Origin of the sequence: Aestuariibaculum suncheonense (assembly GCF_014596935.1) — a bacterium.
In the GTDB taxonomy this organism is placed as follows: Bacteria; Bacteroidota; Bacteroidia; order Flavobacteriales; family Flavobacteriaceae; genus Aestuariibaculum; species Aestuariibaculum suncheonense.
Map to the genome: position 1 here is coordinate 11,615 of NZ_JACVXC010000002.1, position 23,567 is coordinate 35,181.

18 protein-coding genes are annotated in these 23,567 nt (G+C 35.4%); 12 read left to right on the forward strand and 6 right to left on the reverse strand.

The annotated features are described in order from the left end of the window. On the reverse strand, positions 1–1,691 hold a 1,691-nt coding region (locus ICJ84_RS16875), incomplete at its 3' end, for a hypothetical protein (RefSeq protein WP_194408543.1). Between the two features lie 596 nt (positions 1,692–2,287). On the opposite strand from ICJ84_RS16875, the gene ICJ84_RS05905 reads away from it, so the two are divergent. Continuing rightward, positions 2,288–3,664 (forward strand): TlpA family protein disulfide reductase, encoded by a 1,377-nt coding sequence (locus ICJ84_RS05905; protein ID WP_188215458.1) that lies wholly within the window; start codon positions 2,288–2,290, stop codon positions 3,662–3,664. A 50-nt stretch (positions 3,665–3,714) separates the two neighbouring features. Here the strand turns inward: ICJ84_RS05905 and ICJ84_RS05910 are convergent, their stop codons facing one another. Then, positions 3,715–5,271 carry an NAD(P)H-hydrate dehydratase gene (locus ICJ84_RS05910; RefSeq protein WP_188215459.1) on the reverse strand — a complete coding sequence of 519 codons (1,557 nt, stop codon included), beginning with the start codon at positions 5,269–5,271 and terminating at the stop codon, positions 3,715–3,717. Positions 5,272–5,758: 487 nt separating this feature from the next. On the opposite strand from ICJ84_RS05910, the gene thrA reads away from it, so the two are divergent. The 11 genes from thrA to ICJ84_RS05965 all read left to right on the forward strand — a co-directional run bounded on the left by thrA (position 5,759) and on the right by ICJ84_RS05965 (position 20,118). After that, positions 5,759–8,206, forward strand: coding sequence for a bifunctional aspartate kinase/homoserine dehydrogenase I (gene thrA / locus ICJ84_RS05915; RefSeq protein ID WP_188215460.1), 2,448 nt, complete (start codon positions 5,759–5,761; stop codon positions 8,204–8,206). A 95-nt stretch (positions 8,207–8,301) separates the two neighbouring features. Continuing rightward, a complete protein-coding gene (locus tag ICJ84_RS05920) occupies positions 8,302–9,225 on the forward strand; it encodes a homoserine kinase (RefSeq protein ID WP_188215917.1) in 924 nt (307 codons plus the stop codon). A gap of 25 nt (positions 9,226–9,250) precedes the next feature. Beyond that, positions 9,251–10,543 (forward strand): threonine synthase, encoded by a 1,293-nt coding sequence (gene thrC / locus ICJ84_RS05925; protein ID WP_188215461.1) that lies wholly within the window; start codon positions 9,251–9,253, stop codon positions 10,541–10,543. Positions 10,544–10,661: 118 nt separating this feature from the next. Beyond that, entirely contained in the window at positions 10,662–12,299 is a 1,638-nt protein-coding gene (locus ICJ84_RS05930; protein WP_188215462.1) for a sulfatase family protein, read from the forward strand. 162 nt (positions 12,300–12,461) lie between these two features. Further along, a complete protein-coding gene (locus ICJ84_RS05935; RefSeq protein ID WP_188215463.1) occupies positions 12,462–13,022 on the forward strand; it encodes a sugar O-acetyltransferase in 561 nt (186 codons plus the stop codon). A gap of 114 nt (positions 13,023–13,136) precedes the next feature. Next, positions 13,137–14,219: a glycine cleavage system aminomethyltransferase GcvT gene (gcvT, locus tag ICJ84_RS05940; RefSeq protein ID WP_188215464.1), complete on the forward strand. Its 1,083-nt coding sequence runs from the start codon at positions 13,137–13,139 to the stop codon at positions 14,217–14,219. Positions 14,220–14,237: 18 nt separating this feature from the next. Next, on the forward strand, positions 14,238–15,074 hold the full coding sequence (locus ICJ84_RS05945; RefSeq protein ID WP_188215465.1) for a sugar nucleotide-binding protein: 837 nt from the start codon (positions 14,238–14,240) through the stop codon (positions 15,072–15,074). A 64-nt stretch (positions 15,075–15,138) separates the two neighbouring features. Then, entirely contained in the window at positions 15,139–15,435 is a 297-nt protein-coding gene (locus ICJ84_RS05950) for a 4a-hydroxytetrahydrobiopterin dehydratase (protein WP_188215466.1), read from the forward strand. A gap of 129 nt (positions 15,436–15,564) precedes the next feature. Then, positions 15,565–16,284, forward strand: a complete 720-nt coding sequence (locus ICJ84_RS05955; RefSeq protein ID WP_188215467.1) for a YebC/PmpR family DNA-binding transcriptional regulator — start codon at positions 15,565–15,567, stop codon at positions 16,282–16,284. Between the two features lie 138 nt (positions 16,285–16,422). Continuing rightward, positions 16,423–17,409, forward strand: coding sequence for a Gfo/Idh/MocA family protein (locus ICJ84_RS05960; RefSeq protein ID WP_188215468.1), 987 nt, complete (start codon positions 16,423–16,425; stop codon positions 17,407–17,409). Between the two features lie 111 nt (positions 17,410–17,520). Continuing rightward, positions 17,521–20,118: a zinc-dependent metalloprotease gene (locus tag ICJ84_RS05965; RefSeq protein WP_188215469.1), complete on the forward strand. Its 2,598-nt coding sequence runs from the start codon at positions 17,521–17,523 to the stop codon at positions 20,116–20,118. Between the two features lie 183 nt (positions 20,119–20,301). On the opposite strand, the gene ICJ84_RS05970 is transcribed toward ICJ84_RS05965, so the two are convergent. The 4 genes from ICJ84_RS05970 to ICJ84_RS05985 all read right to left on the reverse strand — a co-directional run bounded on the left by ICJ84_RS05970 (position 20,302) and on the right by ICJ84_RS05985 (position 23,562). Next, a complete protein-coding gene (locus ICJ84_RS05970; protein ID WP_188215470.1) occupies positions 20,302–21,384 on the reverse strand; it encodes an iron-containing alcohol dehydrogenase family protein in 1,083 nt (360 codons plus the stop codon). Positions 21,385–21,482: 98 nt separating this feature from the next. Next, a complete protein-coding gene (locus ICJ84_RS05975; RefSeq protein ID WP_188215471.1) occupies positions 21,483–22,187 on the reverse strand; it encodes an HAD family hydrolase in 705 nt (234 codons plus the stop codon). After that, entirely contained in the window at positions 22,178–22,906 is a 729-nt protein-coding gene (gene kdsB / locus ICJ84_RS05980; protein ID WP_241748705.1) for a 3-deoxy-manno-octulosonate cytidylyltransferase, read from the reverse strand. Before kdsB ends, ICJ84_RS05975 begins: the two co-directional genes overlap by 10 nt. An 80-nt stretch (positions 22,907–22,986) precedes the next feature. Next, on the reverse strand, positions 22,987–23,562 hold the full coding sequence (locus ICJ84_RS05985; protein WP_188215472.1) for a DUF4126 domain-containing protein: 576 nt from the start codon (positions 23,560–23,562) through the stop codon (positions 22,987–22,989). Between the last annotated feature and the right edge of the window lie 5 nt (positions 23,563–23,567).

A 23,567-nucleotide genomic window follows, 5' to 3' on the forward strand; every position in this document is an offset into this window, starting at 1 on the left:
GCTAAACCTAAGGCGGCTTCCTGAGCTGCTATCCATGCTGCAAAATCCCCTTCCTCATAATCACAGGCACTTACTGAGTCATCCTGTGGTGCTTGTGCTATAGTGATAGGAATAGCTTCAATCCAAGTGTAAGTAACACTAACCTCATCTGCAGGATTGTTACAGGCGTCATTAACATTAACAGTCCATGTTCTGCTATAAACACAACCATTAATTTGAACTTCTCCAGGAACTACATCAGGCACCAAATTTTCAGTACAATTATCTGTGGCGCTAAAAGTAGGTTCCACTGGTTCTCCACAACCAAAATCATATCCATCAGGATACGTCTCTGCATTGGTATGTGTTAAAACGGGAGGCGTCGCATCCCCTCCACTGATAGGCACACTAATTAACAATAAAAGTTCACCGGGATTAACAGGATCATCTATGAATATATTAACTGTAGCTGTCCAAGAACAATCATTACCTGTAACATCAGTTAAAACTAATCTTAACAATGAATTACTTCTTGTTGCAACGCCATCACATTCCTCAAATAAATTTGATTGGGAAGTTATGCCTATTGGGCCACTCGGAATACAAGCATTTATATTTATATCAAAATCCTCAGGACCTAAAGACCGTCCCTGAGGTAATGTAGGTAATGGATGTTTATTTGTGATTGTCTGGACACATTCAGCAACTTCAATATTGTTGGCATATAATTTATAGGTTCTAGTTATAGATTCAATATATTCATATCCAGCTTCACTGGTATCAGGATTATCCACTTCTACATAATCCATAGTTAATTCCTGTTCACAAGCGTCTGCTATGTTAAATACTTGATAAGGATCGGTTAGTGCTGGAGGAAAATCAGCAGCACATTGAATATCTTGGTCTGTTAAGTTACATTCTGCCAAAACTTCACAACCCATTTCACATTCTTTAACTTTAAAGTTTAAAGAACCATTAGTCGGTCTATTATATGATAATCCAATAAAATAAATATTATAAACATCATCAGATATTATAGCATTATCATTTGTCCAAGGCTTATACTGGTTTACATCACTACATTCAACCATATCAGAGGCATTGAAACTCGTACAACGTGTTGGTGCTAAAAGCGCATCCTTCACGGTTTCAAAATATGGGATATCAGCTGTTTCTTTAAGTGGATCGGTAGTAAACGCCCCTGCATGAAATAAAAACCAGGAATCAGAGGCTCCGACAGCCTGAATTTTAGTTCCTTTTACTTTTGGGGGTGTTGCAAACACTATCCATTGCAGATAATCTTTTACATCACATTGGGCCCCACTTTGCGCAGCTCCCCCAAATAATAATTTAGTTGAAGGAGATGCATCCACATACATAGAAACCATTGATTCTGCTTGGGATGCATCAATTCCACACCCATCAGTATCTGCTGCAGATGTGCAATTAATTAACCCAGATTCTACGGCTCCACTGTTGGAACAGTATAGTTTCGCAGCACAAGGGTCTGGTCCATTTCCTAAACCTTGAATGTAACTTGCCTTACATTCATCCAGCTCACACTGCGCTTGAACAGTAGTGGTAAAGCACAAAAAAAGCATAACCGTAATCATACTGGCTATACTTGCAAACTGTTTAAGAAAAGAATTCCAAAAACAGCCAAAATAACTCAAGAATGTAGCGTTCTTGATGTAGTTAGTAAAGTTGTTCATTAACATAACGGTAGTTTTAATTAGTAAAAAATGTTAACACAACAATCGTAAAGTCAAAACCACGTAAAATCATTAAAATGACTCTACATAATCAATAGCAAAAGGTTGATAAGCGGGCTTATTAGCCACAACAGAAGTAATATTTCAATATAAAGTAAAGTTGAGGGCTTTTACATTAGCCACAACAGAAGAAAATTAACAAAAAACTCAAGAAGTAATATTACAACCTAAGTTTACTTGCTGTACAAGGAGATTAAGAGGGCATTCTTAATTTGCTATTAATCAAAATGCGCTTCTAATTAAAAAGAGGATATAACAAAATGTATGTCAAATATATGAGAGAGTGGGTATTGTAAAAATATGTAATAAAATACTGTTTGACAAGTGGTTTTTAACTTATAATTAATTTTTAGACCATCTGCAAATTATAACGTTAAAAAGATCACCCCTTATTCACTTCAACTGTTATTTTAAACATTTTATAGATTTAGTGTATTAATTAAATCTAATGCAACGAAATCGTTAATATTAAGTGAAAGTTGCCTTGTAAACCATGTGTTTTTATATTTTTGAAAACATAAATACTAAAATCAAACATGAAAAAACTATTAATCTTATCTACAGCCGTTGCCATGATGGCCTGTAAGGAAACACCTCAGGTGGACTATGCGTTAATTGGCGGGACCATCAAAAATTTAAATCCAACCACCAAAATAACTCTAAATACACCAGACGGCACTGTTAAAGAAGATTTACCAATTGCTGAAAACGGAAGTTTTACAGATACATTAAATACAGACAAGAATTTATACGCTATTTACGACGGTAAAACCCCTGTTTTTCTTTATGTAGAACCAGGTTTCAACTTAAACGTAAATTATGATATTAACGACGTTCAAAATTCGTTAACCATTACTGGAAAAGGAGCAGAAATCAATAACTATTTAGTGGCTAAACGTAAACTTGAGAGCGAGTTATTTGGAAACCCAAGAGAAACATACACCCTTAATGAAGCTGATTATAAAGCGAAACTAAGCAAGATTAAAGAAGAACTGACCACGCTGTTTAACGACACACAAGATCTTCCTGATAACTTTAAAGCTAAGGAATTAAGAAACATCCACTACTTCTATTTAAACCTTCATAATAACTACGAAAATGCACACCGAGCATTAACCCAGAATCCTACATTTTCTGTTTCAGATGACTTCTCAAAAGAATTAAAAGATGTTGACTATTCTTCTGCCGAAGATTTTAAATACTCAACTTATTATAAAAACTTAGTATCGAGTCACTACAGCACTTTAGCTAACGAAGTATCAACCAAAGACTCTATTGATTACGATATAGCTTATTTAAAAACGGTATCAACTATTCCTAATCAAGACATTAAAAACACCTTAGTTTTCGATTTTGCGAATAACAATATTGGACGATCTAAAGATGTAGATGCATTTTACAAACTTTACCTTGAAAACTCTAATAACGATGAAAACAATGCTATCATTGCTGAGAAGCATGATAAATTAATGGCTTTAGCTGAAGGAAAACCTTCGCCTAGTTTTTCTGATTACGTAAATTATGAAGGCGGAAAAACATCATTAGCAGATTTAAAAGGAAAGTATGTTTATATTGATGTTTGGGCAACTTGGTGCGGACCATGTAAACGTGAAATCCCTTTCTTAAAAGAGGTTGAAGAAAAATTTCATGATAAAAACATTGAGTTCGTAAGCATTTCTATTGATCAACAAAAAGATTTTGAAAAATGGAAAGCTATGGTTGCTGAAAAAGAACTTAAAGGTGTTCAGTTATTTGCTGATAACGATTGGAAATCGTCTTTCGTTCAAGATTACCAAATTAACGGAATCCCTCGTTTTATCTTAATCGATCCAAACGGAAACATTGTAAATTCGAATGCACCAAGACCTTCAAGTCCGGCATTAACAGAATTATTTACCTCTTTAAATATTTAATTCCATATACATAAATAAAAAAAGGCAGCTACTTAGCTGCCTTTTTTTATTTATGTATTTCCTTTTTCATCGTCTTCTTCCTGTTGTAGTTGTTCTGGTTGTTTAAACAAATCTAAATAAGCCTCTCCTATGTAATGAATCACATAGCTCGCAATTAAACTTTCATAACCGTAATCCTGAACAGCAATGTCTGCCGACTTACCATGTAAATACACTCCGAAAACTGAAGCTATCAACGGGTCGTAACCCTGAGCGATTAATCCTGTAATCATTCCAGTTAACACATCTCCACTACCGGCTGTTGCTAAACCCGGATTTCCGGTTGAATTCACATAAAGCTTATCTTGATATACAGTAATGCTATGCGCACCTTTAATAATCACAACAACATTGTGTTTTTTAGAAAAAGCTTTCACCTTATTCAGTTTATCGAAATCGTTGGTCCATGCACCTATTAAACGTTCCAGTTCTTTTGGATGTGGCGTTAGAACGGTTTCAGGAGGTAATAACTTCAATAATTCAGAATTGTTAGCCAAAATATTAATGCCGTCGGCATCGATAACCAAAGGCGATTGATTCGATTTTAAAAAGGCTTCAAAAGCGTTTGTAGTGTCTACTGAAGTACCTATACCCACACCAAAACCAATCACGGTCGGTTTCATATCAAAAGATATATTGGTAATTTGTGTTTCATCTGAATCTGTTATCACCATAGCTTCAGGAAATACCGATTGTAATAGAGCATAACCACATTGAGGCACATAACATGTTACCAAACCAGAACCGACTGACAACGCCGCTCTACTCGTTAAAATAACTGCACCCATTTTCCCATAACTTCCACCAATTATTAAACTATGTCCAAAACTGCCTTTATGTGAAAACTTGTCTCTTGGCTTATATAGTGGTAATATTTCATTTTTGCCAATAAGATTGGCTTCTGTCTCGACTTCAAACACATATTGCATATCAAAACCAATATCTAAAACTTCCCATTGGTCGGTATACTTCGCGGTTTCTGGCAAAAAGAACACCAGTTTAGGGGTTACAAAACTCAGTGTGTAATTCGCTTTAACCACACACAAATCACTTTCAGGTACTTTATCGGGTTGTAACCCTGATGGAATATCGACCGATAAGGTAAAGGCTCGCGATTCATCTAAATGCTTAAACAAAAATAATACCCATTGATGAATGGGGCGATTTAGTCCTATCCCGAAAATGGCATCCACAATAATATCCTTCTCGCTTATTTCGGGAAAGTCATCACCCTCCTTCAATAAGGTTGGCCAGACTTTGCTGACCTGCTTAATTCTATCGTAATTGATTAGAAAATCTTTAGATCGCTTATCGCTGTAATTAACAATATAGGTTTTTACATTATAGCCATCTAAAATAAGGTGTCGTGCTAAAACGAGTCCGTCGCCGCCATTATTTCCAATTCCGCAAAATATATGAATAGGTACCTGCGCGCCTTGCATTCGCCTGTGAAACCAACCAAAAATGGCCATTCCTGCACGTTCCATTAAATCAACCGAACTGATTTGTTGTCGTTCAACGGTTAATCGGTCACCTTCATAAACTTGTTCTTTCGAAAATATTTTCATTTTTATCTTATCTTTTTTAGAGTTGCTGCTTAAATCTTCATTTACTTAAATTACACCAACCAATTCTATTTTAGAAATTAAATTTTGTTGATTCGTATTACCTTTGATTACAAAATACCCTTTATGGGGTTTCTTAATATTATCTTAAAATTCTTTTATTAAATTTTCATTTCTAAATTCCTTTCGTGAATTTTATTAAAAGAAAAACGACACTATATAAGAATACCATAAAAAAAATCAATTTGTTTTTTTATACCGTTAAAAATAATACTTTTGGGAAGTACTATTACAGAAACATGAGTCTTTTAAGCCAAAATATTAGCACAATGCATCCTTTTTCTTCAAAAGGATACACTACTATTTTCGGTACAACTACAATTATTACAACCCCTTGGGGTTGCTAGTTATATATTCTTCAGGTCCGTTTTGTAATTTTTACAATTACAATCAAAAAAAATATTTTATTCAAACATCAATTCATTAAAACATGAAAGTTTTAAAATTTGGAGGAACATCTGTAGGTTCATCAAAAAACATCAATAACGTTATCAGTATATTAGAAAACTTTGCTAAAACAGATCGCATCGTTTGTGTGGTTTCTGCTGTTGGTGGAATTACAGATAAATTACTTTTAGCAGGTAAACAAGCACAAAATAAAGACAACCAATATACAGATACCTTTACCTTAATAAAGGACATTCATTTTAACATTATTAATGAACTTAATTTAGGTGATAGCTCATCTATCATCCCTTTTGTAGATGAAAAACTAAATGCCCTAAAAAGCTTATTAGACGGTATTTTTTTGATTAACGAACTATCTCCGAAAACATCGGATAAATTAGTAAGCTTCGGCGAATTGTTATCCTCTTATATTATTGCTGAAACCATGAAAAACCGTGGTATTTCTGCAGAATCTAAAAACTCTCAGGAGTTAATTGTAACCAACTCAAACTTTACAAAAGCTGAAGTTAAATACAATGAAACCAATACAAATATTCAGGATTATTTTTCGAGTACTGAACAACAAATCACTATTCTTCCAGGCTTTATCTCTAAATCTAAATTGGGAGAACAAACCACTTTAGGTCGTGGTGGGTCTGACTTTACGGCTGCTATAGTTGCGGCCGCTTTAAAAGTGGAGCAATTAGAAATATGGACCGATGTGAGCGGTATGTTTACTACCAATCCTAAACTGGTAAAACAAGCCTATCCTATTGAAAAAATCTCGTATCAGGAAGCCATGGAATTATCGCACTTTGGTGCTAAAGTTTTATACCCCCCAACGGTGCAACCGGTATTAGATTTAAATATTCCAATCCACATAAAAAACACTTTAGAACCCGAAGCACTTGGAACGGTTATATCTAATGATGAGGCACCTGTAAATGGTTCCGTTGTAAAAGGGATTAGTAATATTAGTAACATCGCCTTACTTACGTTGGAAGGAAGCGGTATGGTTGGTATTCCTGGGTTTTCTAAACGTTTATTTGAAACCTTGTCTCAGGAAAAAATTAATGTCATTTTAATTACGCAGGCCTCATCAGAGCACTCTATATGCTTAGGAATTGATGAAAAAGATGCTGAATTGGCAAAATCGGCTATCGATGCCACTTTCGAAAATGAAATTCAGCTTCATAAAATCAATCCACTTATTGTTGAAAAAGGACTTTCAATCATTGCTTTAGTGGGTGATAATATGAAAAACCACCAAGGTATTAGCGGTAAAATGTTTAGTACTTTAGGAAGAAACAATATTAATATTCGTGCCATTGCTCAAGGGGCCTCAGAGAAAAATATTTCAACGGTTATCGCTGAAAAAGACGTTAAAAAAGCCTTGAATACGCTACATGAGCAATTCTTTGAATCGAAAACAAAGCAGCTAAACGTCTTTATTACCGGCGTTGGTAATGTTGGTGAAAAACTAGTAGAACAAATAAAGCAGCAACGTAAATATTTAAAAGAAAACCTTAAAATAAACTTGCGCGTTACAGGCTTGTCGAATTCAAGACAAATGATTTTCAATGAAGATGGTATCGACTTAAGCAATTGGAAAGAACAGCTGCAAAATGGCGAGCCTGCATCTTTAGATGGTTTTTTTGAAAAAACAAAATCACTGAATTTACGCAATAGCATTTTTGTTGATGTTACAGCCAATAAGGAAGTTGCTCAACTTTATGAGAAATATTTACGCCAAAGCATTGGTGTGGTAGCTTGCAATAAAATTGCCTGTTCAAGCGATTACGAAAATTATAAACTATTAAAACGTTTATCGTTAAAATACAATGCCCCTTACCTATTCGAAACCAACGTTGGAGCTGGTTTACCTATCATCGATACACTAAATAATTTGATAGCATCTGGAGACAAAGTCACCTCTATTTATGCCGTATTATCCGGAAGTTTAAATTTTGTATTTAACAACTTTAACGATACGACTAAATTTTACGACATTGTAAAACAAGCTGCTGCTGAAGGGTATACAGAACCAGATCCAAGAATTGATTTAAGTGGTGTTGATGTGGCCAGAAAAATTTTAATTCTTGCTCGTGAAAGTGGTGTAGAAATGAATCTGGAAGATATTGAAAACACGTCTTTCCTATCTGAAGCTGGTTTAAAAAGTGATTCTGTTGATGATTTCTATCAAACGTTAATCGCCGATGAAGACCATTATCAAGCCTTGTATGCTTCCGCAAAGGCTAAAGACTGTCAATTAAAATATGTAGCGCAATTTAATAATGGTAAAGCCAGTGTTAGCTTACAGGAAATCCCAAGCGACCACCCGTTTTATAATTTAAAAGGTAGCGATAATATCGTGATGTTTTATACCAACCGATATGCAAACCAACCTATGATTATTAAAGGTGCCGGTGCCGGAGCAGATGTCACTGCATCTGGCTTGTTTGCCGACATAATAAGAATTGGAAATAATTAAATCTGTTATCTCAACTTAAAACGGAAAAGATGACATTACACAAACAAAATTCCAGTTTTTGCTCGAATGCTGCTGAGAATTATTTATTAGAAAAAATGAACGAAATAAGATTATTTTCACCTGCTACGGTAGCCAATGTAGCCTGTGGTTTCGATGTTTTAGGCTTTTGTCTCGACAGTGTTGGCGACGAAATGGTAATCCGTAAAGTAGAACGAAAAGGGATTTACATTACACATGTTGAAGGTTTTGATTTGCCTTATAAAGCGGAAGAAAATGTAGCTGGTGTTTCTGCTTTAGCCATGTATGAAGCTATAAATGTAGACTTTGGGTTTGAAATTGAAATCTATAAAAACATTAAACCAGGAAGTGGTATTGGCAGCAGTGCTGCGAGCGCTGTGGGTAGTGTTTTTGGAATGAATGAACTTATAGGTCGTCCGTTTAACAAAACGCAATTAACCGAATTTGCAATTAAGGGTGAAGCTTTGGCTAGTAAATGCGAACACGCCGACAACCTTGCTCCTGCTATGTTTGGCGGCTTTACATTGGTAAAAAGCATCAGTCCGTTAGAGATACTAGAAATCCCGTCACCGGAAAATTTATACGCCACCATTATTCATCCGCAAATTGAAATTAAAACCTCAGAAGCACGTGCCATTCTGCCTAAAGAGGTCTCTTTAAGCAACGCGATTACACAGTGGGCTAACTTCGGAAGTCTAATTCATGCCTTACACACCAGCGATTTCGGATTAATACAGCGGTCTTTAAACGATGTGATTGTTGAGCCATACAGAAGTCAACTAATACCTCATTACAAAGAGGTGAAACGAGCTGCCATTGAAGCTGGTGCCTTAGGTGCTGGAATTTCTGGCTCAGGTCCTTCGATATTTTCATTATGTCATGGACAAGAAACCGCTGAAAGAGTTAAAGAAGCGATGCGTCAGGTCTATTCTAAAACAAACATCGATTTCGATATTCACGTTACTAAAATTAACACCAGCGGAATAAAGGTATTACATTAACTATTCTTCATTACTTGATAATAAAATGAACTATTACTCATTAAACCAACAAGCACCAAACACATCTTTTAAAGATGCTGTCATAAAAGGATTAGCTCCTGATAAAGGCTTATATTTTCCAGAAAACATTACGACACTTCCTCAGTCATTTTTCGATAATATTGATGGTTTATCGTATTCAGAAATAGCGTTTGAAGCGATTAAACAATTCGTCTCACCTGAAATTCCGGAAGACACTTTAAAAACCATAGTTGAAGAAACGTTGTCTTTTGACTTTCCTGTGGTAAAATTAAATGACCGTATTTCAACTTTGGAACTTTTCCATGGACCAACCATGGCATTTAAGGATGTTGGTGCCCGCTTTATGGCGCGTTGTTTAGGATATTTTAACCAGAATAACGATAAAGAAGTAACGGTTTTAGTTGCGACTTCGGGTGATACTGGTGGCGCGGTAGCCAATGGTTTTTTGGGTGTAAAAGGAGTGAATGTGGTTATTCTCTACCCTAGCGGAAAAGTGAGTAACATTCAAGAAATGCAATTAACCACACTTGGGCAAAATATTAAAGCTCTAGAAGTTAACGGCACTTTTGATGATTGTCAAGCCATGGTGAAAACCGCTTTCCTTGATGAAAGTTTAACAAGCAAAATGCAATTAACATCGGCTAATTCGATTAATGTGGCTCGTTGGTTGCCACAATTGTTTTATTTTATGTTTGCTTACAAGCAACTACATAAACAATTTAAAGATATTGTATTTTCAGTGCCAAGTGGAAATTTTGGTAATATATGTGCAGGTATGATGGCGCAACAATTAGGTTTGCCTATAAAACATTTTGTTGCTTCAAATAATGCGAATAATGTGGTGACTAGATATTTAATAACAAAGTTATATGAGCCAAAACCATCTATTCAAACCATAAGTAATGCCATGGATGTTGGGGCGCCAAGTAATTTTATCCGTATTCAAGAGATTTATAAAAACGATTTTGAGCAACTAAAAGACAACTTATCGTCATTCAGCTATTCTGATGCCGAAACTAAGGAGGCCATGCTGGAAATGTATAACGATTTTAACTATATTGCCGATCCGCATGGTGCTGTAGGATATTTAGGCTGTAAAGATTATTTAGAAAAAAATCCAGATGCCCATTGTGTGTTTTTAGAAACAGCTCATCCTACTAAATTCTTAGATGTTGTGGAAGACGTTATTAAAGTAAAGCAGCCTTTACCAGAACAAATTAAAGCTGTGATGAATAAAGAGAAAACATCAACAATCATTTCAACTTATGAGGATTTAAAAGACTTCCTTTTAAAGTAACATTAAAAAAAGCGTTTCAAGATTGAAACGCTTTTTTTAATGTTACTTTATAATTCCTTTGAATGTTTATATTTACAGCTCAAAACAAAACTTTCAAATTCACCTCGTAAAATCAACTATGAATTTTAAACATGTTTCCGCTTTAATTATTAGCATTTCGTTAGCCGTTTCCTGTGCTAACACAGAAAAAAAACAAAACAAACTTAAAACAGCCTCAAAACGACCGAACATTATTTTTATAATGTCTGATGATCACGCCTATCAAGCTATTAGTGCTTATAGTGATAAATTAACAACAACTCCTAATATCGACAGAATTGCCAACGATGGTATTCTGTTTACCAATGCGTCAGTTACCAATTCTATCTGTGCACCATCGAGAGCTACCATTCTTACTGGTAAGCACACTCATATTAACGGAAAAATAGATAACCTATCGCCTTTCGACACTACTCAGGTTACCTTTCCGCAACTATTTCAAAAAGCCGGCTATCAAACTGCGATGTTTGGAAAGCTTCACTTTGGAAATAACCCTAAAGGTGTCGATGAATTTATGATACTTCCCGGACAAGGGAATTATATTAATCCAGATTTCATTACCACAACTGGTGAAATCGTCAATAAAAAAGGCTACGCGACCGATATTATTACCGATATGTCTATTGAATGGATGGATAAAAAGCGAGATACTACTAAACCGTTCCTTTTAATGTATCTTCACAAAGCACCACATCGTGCCTGGTGGCCAACGCCTGAAAAGTTTGATGCGTATTCTAAAATGACATTTCCTGAACCTGAATCTCTTTTCGACAATTATAATACCAGAGGTACGGCTGCCAAGACCGCTGAAATGAATATTTTAAAACACATGTTGTTATCTTATGACTGTAAAGTGCTTCCTGAGATTTTAGATGACATGGGTATTGAAACTGAGAAAAGAAATAAGGGCATGTTCAATCATGGTGATTTTTCTCGTATGGACGATATTCAAAAAGGTCTATATATACCAACTTTAAATGCGATAAATGAAGATTTTAAAGCTAACTGGTCTACTATGAATGATGAAGAGAAAATGCGATGGAAATATCAACGCTATATGCAGGATTATTTAGCCTGTATTTCTAGTGTTGACGATAATATTGGTCGCGTTTTAGACTATTTAAAGGAAAAGAAACTAGAAGATAATACTATTGTAGTTTACACGTCAGATCAAGGCTTCTATTTAGGTGAACACGGTTGGTTCGATAAACGTTTTATGTATAACGAATCGTTTAGAACACCTTTAATGATTAAATGGCCAAACCAAATTAAGCCAGGTATAACCAGCGACGAAATGGTTCAGAACTTAGATTTTGCCCAAACCTTTTTAGAAGCTGCCGGAATTGCTATTCCTGACGATATGCAAGGCGAAAGTTTAATGCCTCTGCTAACCGGTAAAACTGAGAAATGGACACGCGATGGTGTATATTATCATTATTACGAATACCCGGCAGAGCACGCTGTGAAACGTCATTATGGTATTGCGACTAAAAAATTCAAACTCATTCATTTCTATTACGACGTTGATGAATGGGAATTATACGATCTCAAAAATGATCCACATGAAATGAATAACGTTTACGACAACCCTGAATATGCCGTAATCGTCACAAAACTGAAGAATGAATTAGCTGATATGCGAGTGAAATATAAAGACTCGCCTGAATTAGATCAAAAATTCATAGACCGATATAAAGAAAACAGAAATCATCATTAATTCTCAAAAAGCGTTTCAAAATTGAAACGCTTTTTTTATTGAAGGAAATAACTCGTAAATTTATTATCTCAAACTTCAATTATAAAATACCATTAAGACTAACTTGGAAACCAGCCTGAATAATAATTACGTATTCTATCTGGTAGTTAAAAATATTAATGCATGAAAACAGAAAAGGAAAAAATGCTTGCCGGTGAGCCTTTCGATGCCCATTGCAAAGAAATGATTGGCATCAGAACCAAAATAAAACATATTTTGCACAAACTCAATGTTACGGAATACTATACCGATAAATTTCAGGACACGATTAATGAATTGTGTCCGAACTCCGCTAAAAACATACATTTAGAACCACCATTTTATTGCGATTATGGTGAAAACATTTTTGCTGGTGATGGCGTATTTATCAACTTTGGCGCTGTCATCCTTGATGGTGCAAAAGTCTCTATAGGCAGAAAGACATTAATTGCTCCGGGTGTTCACATTTACACGGCTCGACATCCGCTTAATATTAAAGACCGTCGTGTTTGGGAAGATGTTAGACCGGTTACCATTGGAGAAGAATGCTGGATTGGTGGGCAGGCCACTATTTGTCCTGGTGTAACTATTGGAGACCGCTCTGTAATTGGTGCTGGTTCTGTTGTCACTAAAGATATTCCCTCCGATTGTTTAGCTGTAGGAAATCCGGCGCGCGTTATCAAAAAATTGAATCAGGAGGAATAATTTATTGCTCAGTTACGCTATCTCTACATTTCTTAAGTTCTTTTTAACTGTATATAAAATCAGCGATCTATAAAATTTCAATACATTTGCGTCACAAACTAAAATAATACGCAAATGAAAAACACAGCCTTAACAGAAACTCACATTGCACTGGGCGCAAAAATGGTTCCTTTTGCAGGGTATAACATGCCTGTACAATACGAAGGAGTAAATATTGAACACGAAACCGTAAGAAACGCTGTAGGTGTTTTTGATGTGTCGCACATGGGTGAGTTTTTAATTGAAGGTGAACATGCATTGGCTTTAATTCAAAAAGTATCGACTAACGATGCTTCTAAATTAACCATTGGAAAAGCACAATATAGCTGCATGCCTAACGATAATGGTGGTATTGTAGACGATTTAATTATATACAAAATAAAAGACGAACAATACTTATTAGTCGTTAATGCAAGCAATATAGAAAAGGACTGGAACTGGATTCAGTCTAAAAATGATGTAGGTGCTGAGATGCGTAATCTAAGTGATGAATACTCGTTATTAGCCATTCAAGGACCAAAAGCTATTGAAGCTATGCAAAGCTTAACAAGTCACGATTTATCGGCTATTAAATTCTACGCTTTTGAAATTGGAAATTTTGCAGGTATCGAAAATGTAATCATTTCAGCAACCGGTTATACTGGAAGTGGCGGATTCGAAATTTATGTAAAGAATGACGATGCACAACAAGTTTGGGATAAAGTATTTGAAGCTGGTGCCGATTTCGGAATTAAACCTATTGGTTTAGCTGCTCGTGACACGCTTCGTTTAGAAATGGGTTACTGTCTTTACGGAAACGATATCGACGACACCACGTCTCCTATTGAAGCTGGTTTAGGCTGGATTACAAAATTCACAAAAGACTTCACCAATTCTGAAGCTTTAAAAGCACAAAAAGAAAACGGTGTAACTCGCAAATTAGTGGCTTTCGAATTAGACGAACGTGGTATTCCGCGTCAAGGCTACGATATTGTTGATGCAGGGGGTAATAAAATTGGAAATGTAACTTCAGGAACTATGTCTCCTACTTTAGGAAAAGGTATTGGTTTAGGTTATGTGCCCACTGAATTAAGTGCTTTAGATAGCAAAATTCATATCCAGATTCGTAAAAATGCCATTCCAGCAACGGTTGTAAAACTTCCTTTCTATAAGGCATAAACTTTAAATTCTATGTAAATGAAACGGCTGCCGAACGACGAAAAACATAGAATACTAATATTAGGGGCTAGCGGCTTTTTAGGCAATGCAATCTATAAAGAGCTATGCCCCTATTTTAAAACCTTCGGCACCTACAACACTGAGAATAAACAGCTGGAAAAAAATCAGCATTTCTTTCAATATAATTTTGAAGAAGATGACGTTTACGAAATTCTCGATATTGTAAAACCAAGTATCATTATTTCTGCACTCCGAGGTGATTTTGCTGCACAGTTTATAGCGCATAAGCATGTTGCAGAATACATTAGTAATCACAAAACAAAATTCATCTTTTTATCATCGGCCAATGTGTTTGATGCTTACAGCAAATACCCTAGCTACGAAGAAGATAAAACCCTTAGTAATAGTATTTACGGCCATTTCAAAATAAAAATTGAAAACATGCTCTTACGGCTTCCTAAAAAGAAAGTCACCATACTAAGATTACCAATGGTTTTCGGTCCTTATTCACCTAGAATTAAAGAAATTGCACAACTTATTAACGATAAAGAACCTGTTGAAATATTTCCTAATTTAATAATGAATGTGACCACCCATACCAAGGTCACACAACAAATTCATTATATCATCAACCGAAACAAATCAGGTATATTTCACTCAGGAAGCACCGATTTAGTGCATCATGATGAATTTATTCGAGACCTTATAAAAGTGTCCGGTTTCAACAAAGCCATTTACAAACGCGTTTATACCACAAACGACGACCGGTATTTAGCGGTTTTACCTAAATATAATATGCTACCAAAAAACCTGCAATTGCTAAGTCAGGAAATTTTAACAGAATTGGAAATATAATTGATTTTACAATTCGAAATTAGTACATTGTAGTTAATTATAACCCTTTTAAAACTCACAGATTATGAGCAAATTATCAGAACAAGATATTGAAAAACGTTTATTGTCGTTACCAGAATGGGACTATTATGACGATGCTATTCACGCCGAATTTGAATTCGAAAACTTTAAAGACTGTTTCAGTGCCATGAGCCGTATCGCTTTTGAGTGCGAAGCCTTAAACCATCACCCAGACTGGTCTAACACTTACAACGTGCTAACCATTTCACTGTCTACCCATTCAGCACATGGCGTAACCGAAAAGGATTTCGCTTTAGCAAAAGCCATTGAAGCCATTGTTGAACCGGAAGACGAAGAATAATACCTGAAACAATTTAAAACTGAAATGCACAAGCTTTACAGATTTTTTTAAATTTGCAGTCGAAGATTAAAAAATAATAACCTTAAAAAGTCATTTCAAGAAATGGCTTTCATATAAAGATTTTATAATATGGGAAGAGCTTTTGAATTTAGAAAAGCACGTAAAATGAAACGCTGGTCAGCGATGAGTAAAGCGTTTACTCGCATTGGTAAAGATATCGTAATGGCTGTAAAAGAAGGCGGTCCTGATCCGGATAGTAACTCGCGTTTAAGAGCTGTTATTCAGAATGCCAAGTCGGTAAACATGCCAAAAGACAATATTGAGCGTGCCATTAAAAGAGCTTCAGATAAAAATCAAGGGGATTATAAAGAAGTTATTTTTGAAGGCTATGCACCACATGGTATTGCGGTTTTAGTTGAAACAGCGACCGACAATAACACCAGAACGGTAGCTAACGTACGTAGTTATTTTAATAAATGCGACGGAAGTTTAGGAACTTCAGGTTCGGTAGTGTTTATGTTTGATCACACTTGTAATTTCAGAATTAACGCTGAAGGTTTAGATCCTGAAGAGTTAGAACTTGAATTTATCGATTTTGGTGCAGAAGAAGTATTCGCTGATGAAGACGGCATTTTAATCTACGCGCCTTTTGAAAACTTCGGAACCATTCAAGCGGAATTAGAATCTCGTGGTATTGAAATTTTATCATCAGGTTTTGAGCGTATTCCTCAAGTCACCAAAGAACTTTCTGCCGAGCAAGCTGCCGATGTAGAAAAACTTTTAGAAAAACTGGAAGAAGACGATGACGTACAGAATGTGTACCATACCATGCAAGAAATAGAAGAGTAATTCTTCAATATAATTTAGAAAAGGCTATCATTAATTTTGATAGCCTTTTTATTTTACAATCATTCTTAACATAAAGATTATATTAGCAAGGTTTGTGTTTCCAAATAAATCTTAATTTTAGAAAGAAAATATACACACATGATAAAAAACAATACAGTTATTAAATGGGGTATTATTGGTTGTGGTGACGTTACCGAAGTGAAAAGTGGTCCGGCTTACAAACTCACCAAAGGTTTTGAATTGGTTGCCGTAATGCGCAGAAATGCAGACAAAGTTAAGGACTACGCTAAACGCCATCAAATTGAAAAATACTATACCAATGCCGATGAACTAATTAATGACCCCGATATTGATGCTGTATATATTGCAACACCACCGGATTCGCATATGCACTACGCTTTAAAAGTAGCCGAAGCCGGTAAAATTTGCTGCATTGAAAAACCCATGGCACCAAGCTATCAGGAAAGTTTAACAATTTACAATGCCTTTAAAGACAAAAATATTCCGTTGTTTGTGGCATACTACAGACGCTCTTTACCTCGTTTCACTCAAATAAAAGAATGGATTGACAACAATGAAATTGGCGAGGTTCGACACATCAACTGGGAATTTAGCGCCCCTGCTTCCGTCTTAGATAAATCCGGTGAATACAACTGGCGCACCGATGCTGAAATTGCTCCTGGAGGCTATTTCGACGATTTGGCTAGTCATGGTCTTGATTTCTTTACATTCATATTAGGAAATATTAAAGAAGCCAAAGGCATCAGCGTTAATCAACAAAACAATTATTCAGCTAAAGATGCCATAACTGCTTGCTGGATTCACGAAAACAATATTACCGGTTCGGCATTTTGGAATTTCGATTGTAATGAACGCTTAGATAGAGTGAGCATTCACGGCAGTAAAGGTAGTATTGAATTTGCCGTTTTTCATGAAAAACCAATAAAACTAAAAAACGATAGAAATAAAGAAACTTTACATATCGAGCACCCGAAACATATTCAAATCTACCATGTAGAAGATATGCGAAATATGGTCTTAAAGAGCAATTTTACACATCCATCATTAGGGGTATCGGCTTTACACACCAGTTGGGTTATGGATAAAATTTTAGGTAATCTATAGCTTCTAATTATCCTAATTCACTGTTAAAAACTATTTTAACGTTTTTATAAGAATTGTTAAACTATATATTGGGTATTTTTAGCTTCAAACTATTGAAATAATAATCAAATAATGAAGAAGCACAAACTAACACTACCCTATTATGCCTGTATTGCATTGGCATCGTTATGTTTCTTGAACACTTCAATACTAGAAGCGCAAAACAAGAAAAAAAAGAAAAAGAACGCTGACACCGAAGTTGTCGCCGAAGCTCCTAAAAAAAGCAAAGACAAAACCATTGAAGAACTCGTAAAGTCGAGTAAGGAAATCGATGGTTTGTTTAAAATTTATCAGGACACGATTAAAGGGTCTTTGCAAATGCTTATTTCTGAAGATCAAATAGGAAAGGAATTTATTTACTTTAGTCAGATTTCAAATGGTGTCATGGATGCCGGAAGAGCTATGAGAGGTATATATCAAGGCTCTAAGGTTTTTAAAGTTGAAAAATATTTCAATAAAATAGAATTCATTACTCAAAACACATCGTTTTATTTCGATCCTGAAAACCCGTTATCAAAATCGAAGGATGCTAACATTAGTGATGGCAATATGGCTAGCATAGAAATTGCGGCCTACGATAAGGACAAGAAACTTTATTTAATTGATGCTGATAATTTATTCTTAGCCGAAACCTTTTCTCAAATTAAAAATCCTTCAAGACCCGGAGCCTCTCCTACTGAGTTTAAAATTGGAAATTTAGATAAGTCGAAGACCAAAATATTAGGTATTAATAATTACCCGGAGAATACCAACATGGAAGTTGAATATGTTTACTCTCAACCTTCGGTGTTAAACGGCGGATCGAATGCCGTTGCAGATGGAAGAAACGTAAGCATTAAAGTCTATCACAGTTTAATTGCCATGCCTGAAAATGATTTCGAACCAAGGTTTGACGATCCGCGAGTTGGATATTTTACTACTGAGGTAGACGATAAAACTTCAGCAAGTTCAACACCGTATCGCGATTTAATTCACCGCTGGAATTTAATTAAAAAGAATCCGGAATTAGAATTATCGGAACCTATTGAACCGATAACCTGGTGGATTGAAAACTCAACGCCTTTAGAATGGCGAGAAACGATTAAAGAAGGTGTTTTGCAATGGAACAAAGCCTTTGAAAAGGCAGGATTTAAAAACGCAATGGTTGTAAAAGTGCAACCTGATGATGCCACTTGGGATGCCGGTGATATTCGCTATAACGTTTTACGCTGGACATCGTCTCCAGAACCGCCTTTCGGAGGTTACGGTCCTAGTTTTGTTAACCCAAGAACTGGTCAAATTTTAGGGGCTGACATTATGTTGGAATTTGCTCATTTTTCTAACCGTGTGTTCTACGATAAAGTTTATGAATTAACCTCTTCAACAAAATCTTTTGAAAATTTAACTTCAAATTCTAATGACCATACCTATTGTTTTTTAGGCGATGAATTACATGATGAAATGATGTTTGCCAGCTCTGTTGCAGAAGCTGCCGGAGCATCAGACTTTGAATTAGAGCGCATAAAAAAAGAGTCTATGACAGCTTTAATTATGCACGAAGTTGGGCATACACTTGGTTTAAACCATAATATGAAAGCCAGTCAGTTATTCTCACCTGAACAATTAAACGATCCCGATTTTATAAAAGGTAAATGTTTAACAGCTTCGGTTATGGATTATGCGGCGTTAAACGTTACTAAAGATCGAAGCAAGCAAGGACAGTATGATGATGTTGCCGTTGGGCCATACGATATTTGGGCTATTCAACTAGGATACAAACCTTTTAAAACAGAAGCTGAGCGTCAGGCGTTATTAAATGAATCTACTAAACCGGAACACATCTTTGGAAATGACGCGGATGATATGCGTTCACCAGGAAAAGCTATTGACCCTCGTGTAAATACTGGTGATCAATCTAACGATCAAATTAAATGGGCTATAGATAGAATTGAATTGTCTAACAATTTAATGAAAGATCTTAAAATCAATTTCAGTACTACCGGTGAATCTTACCAGGAACTTCGTCGCGTTTACTACCTCCTTTCCAGCCAGAAAGGATCTGCTGCCAATACCATTTCAAGATTTATTGGTGGTGTTTATGTTGAACGTTCAATGGTAGGTCAGGAAGGTGAAAAACAACCTTACACCCCCGTAAGCTTGGATGACCAAAAGCGTGCTATGAATGCCTTGAGCACCTATGTGTTTGCTCCTGATGCTTTTGATGCGCCTAACGATTTATACAATTATTTAGCTATGCAACGTCGTGGTTTCAACTTTAGAACACCAGAAGACCCGAAAATTCACGAACAGGTTTTAGGATATCAAAAAGCTGTTTTAAGTCATTTATTACATTATAACACATTACAAAGAATTTCAGACTCTGAATTATATGGTAATAAATATACACTTTCAACTATGATGAGCGATTTAAATAATGCTATTTTTAAATCGGATATCTCTGGAAACGTGAATTCATTCAGACAAAATTTGCAATTAGAATACACAAACATGCTGATTGGAATTTTAACGAATAAGCAAGGTTCTAAATATTCTAATTTAGCGCAATCCATGGCTTTATATAATTTAAATGCTATTAAAGGAATGACGAGTTCTGGCGGTGATATTTCTTCAAGAGCCCATAAACAACATTTAAAAACTTTGATTGATAATGCTTTAAAAGAAATAAAATAAACAACCTTATTAAATCAAAAAAGCGACTTTAATTAAAGTCGCTTTTTTTGTATGTAGATTTTAAATGTTTCTTTTTAGGGACAAATAATTGTTTACTTTATGTTTCATTACAACCACACATATAGTAAAATTCAAAATCTGTGCCAAACCAGGAGATTAAATCTCTGTTTAACAAAATTTTTACTACATTTTTTGGTATAAACTTTTTAGTTTTTCCGGTGTCATAATGTTTTTCCAATTTTTACCTAAAGCATTCTCCCAGAGTGGTGCCATTCCTAGTGAAACATTAATCATAACATCAAATTCTTCATCTGTTAAATTGGCACAAATACCTTGAGGCAATTCGATGTTATGCTTCGCTTTCATCTCCTTGAAAAGCTTCACGCCTTCTGGATAAAATTCTTCCAAATGATCGAAGACAATACAATTGCCTATACCGTGTTTCGTTCCTAATAAATAAGCCAATCCATAACTCATGGCATGCGCCACACCTACCTGAGAATAGGCAATACTCATGCCGCCATGCCAAGAGGCCATCATGAGTTTTTCCTGAGATTCTTCTTCAGTTAAATTATTATCAAGGAAAATTTCTTTACATAAATCGTAAGCCTTCTCACCATAACTTTGACTAAAGGCATTTAAATATGAACCTTCTAAGGATTCTATACAATGAATATAACAATCCATTCCTGTGTAAAACCACTGTTCTTTTGTAATGCCTTGAGTTAATTCCGAATCTAAAACGACCTGGTCAAACGGAGTAAAATCGGAGTTGATTCCTAACTTTTTTTCTGGACCGGTAAGCACCGTTGTTCTGGACACTTCGGCTCCTGTACCTGAAATCGTAGGAATTCCAACATGGTAAATAGCTTCATTTTTTACTAAATCCCACCCTTGGTAGTCTTTTGCCTCCCCCTCATTCGTTAACATAATGGAAACTGCCTTGGCCAAATCTAAAAGGGTTCCTCCTCCTATACCAATAATTCCTGAAGGACGTTCTTTTGTAGTGAGTATAATATCTTCAACCAATTCATCAACCTGAGATGTTTTAGGCTCTTCGGCAGCTGAGATAAAAATTATTCTATCGTCGTAAGCTAAAGGAATTCTAGAGGTTAACCAAGTATTGCTTTTAAATACATCGTCTACTAAATAAATAAATGGAGCTTTTGAATTTAAACGCTTTGGCTCTAAAATATCATTTAACTGATTGAAACTACCGCGACCAAAAATAACTCTTGGCACCATTGGAAAGTTTTTATAACTCATCTAATATGCTTTCTTTTTCGAAATTCAAAAATAAGGTAATTTTAAAATTTACCTCATAAAATCGCACTTGATTTTATGAATTTTAACACAAAATAAATTTAGTTTAAAAGTGTAATTAGTTCCTTTAAACTACTAATAGTCTTATAATTTTTACCATTTGTTTCTTTTTCAGAGACTTGCTCGTGTGCCCAAGTGGTATGAAATGGTACATGAACAGCATGCGCTTTTATATTAACCAAGGGTAGTACATCTGATTTTAACGAATTTCCAACCATTAAAAACTCTGATGGATTAATATCTAAGTGATTTAAAAGCTTTGAATAGTTGGCCTCTTTCTTATCACTTAAAACTTCTATATGATGAAAATATTTAGTTAATCCCGATTTTTCAAGTTTACGCTCCTGATCTAACAAATCGCCTTTTGTAGCAAGAATTAAACGGTACTTTTTAGATAGTACCTCTAACACCTCTTCCACACCATCAAGCAGTTCTACAGGTTTGTTAAGCATATCTTTACCAATATTTAAAATAGCTTCAATCGTTTTTGGAGACACATCGTAGTTCGATTGCTCTAAAGCACTTTCAACCATAGACAGGACGAAAGCTTTTACACCGTAACCATAAAGTGGTAAATTATCAATCTCTTTTTTAAATAGCTCCTGATCTAATTTATTTAAGGTTTCGTACTCCGATAATAAATTGCCAAACGTTGTTTCGGCTTCTCTAAAATAGGTTTCATTTACCCAAAGAGTATCGTCGGCATCGAAGCCAATAACTTTTATGTTTTGGTAATTTACTTCCATTGTTTTTGCGCACGAGCTAAATCTTCAGGCGTATCAATTTCTACACCTTCAACATCGGTTTCTACCATTTTAATACGCTTACCATATTCTAAATAACGTAGCTGTTCTAATTTTTCCGAAGCTTCTAATGTTAGCATTGGTAAGCGGTAAAAGTCAAGAATAGCTTCTTTTCTAAAGGCATAAACTCCTTTGTGTTTATAATACTTTACATCCACCGTTTGATCTCTATGAAAAGGAATCGGGCTACGAGAAAAATATAAAGCAAAGTTAAAATGGTCTAAAACCACCTTAACAGTATTCGGGTTATTTATATCCTCTTCTTCGGTGATATGCACCATTAAAGACGCTAAATCTATTTTTTTTTCGTGATCGTCTTTAAAAACATTAATTAATTTTGACAAAGATTCTTTATCGGTAAACGGTTCATCACCCTGAACATTAATAACAATATCGATGTCCATATCTTCAACGGCTTCCGCAATTCGGTCACTTCCACACTCGTGTTCCTTTTTACTCATAATTGCCTTACCTCCATTATTTACAATTTCGTTGTAAATAATGTCACTATCGGTAACCACAAACACATCATCAAACAAACCTGTAGCCATAGTTGCTTCGTAAGTTCTAAGAATAACAGGTTTTCCTGCTAAGTCTTGCATAAGTTTACCTGGAAAACGGGAAGCACTGTAACGTGCCGGAATCATTGAAATTATCTTCATTCGTGTATTATTAATATCTGCTTTCAGAAGTTTAGTTTTTATTTATATTCTGAAATTATACGACAAAAATAGAATTTTTATTATCGATTTGAAGCTTTGGAGCGACTAAACTTTTTATAGAGTTTAAATATGAAAAACATAATTAAAATTACGAATAAAAAGGCTAACACAGGAACAAAAATAGATAGCACAGACATAACCATCGATGTGCCTGTTTCTATAGTCGAGACTACCGGATTTGCTAAACCACCTGTCGTAGCTGTAGATGCTAATCGCGTGGTTCCTGAAGAACCAGAAATCGCTGCAGCTGTTCCGCCACCAGCTATAATGGCCAATGCCCAAGTAACAACCGGGCTTAAATCGGCAACGGTTGAAAGCATCACTGCTGTTCCTGCCAAAGCTGCTAAAGGCACCGCAATACTATCTAAAGCATTATCGACATACGGAATAAAATAAGCAAAAATCTCAACAATAGTAGCAACACCTAACGTGATTATCGCTGTTGAGCTACCCACCCATTGCCAGGACTCGTTAAGCTCCCAAACGTTAAAGTAAGCCGCTACACTTAACGTAAATAAAGGTAAAAACACTCGGAAACCCACCGAAGCAGCCAAACCAACACCTAAACAAACACTAATAATGGAATCTATTGTCATAATAA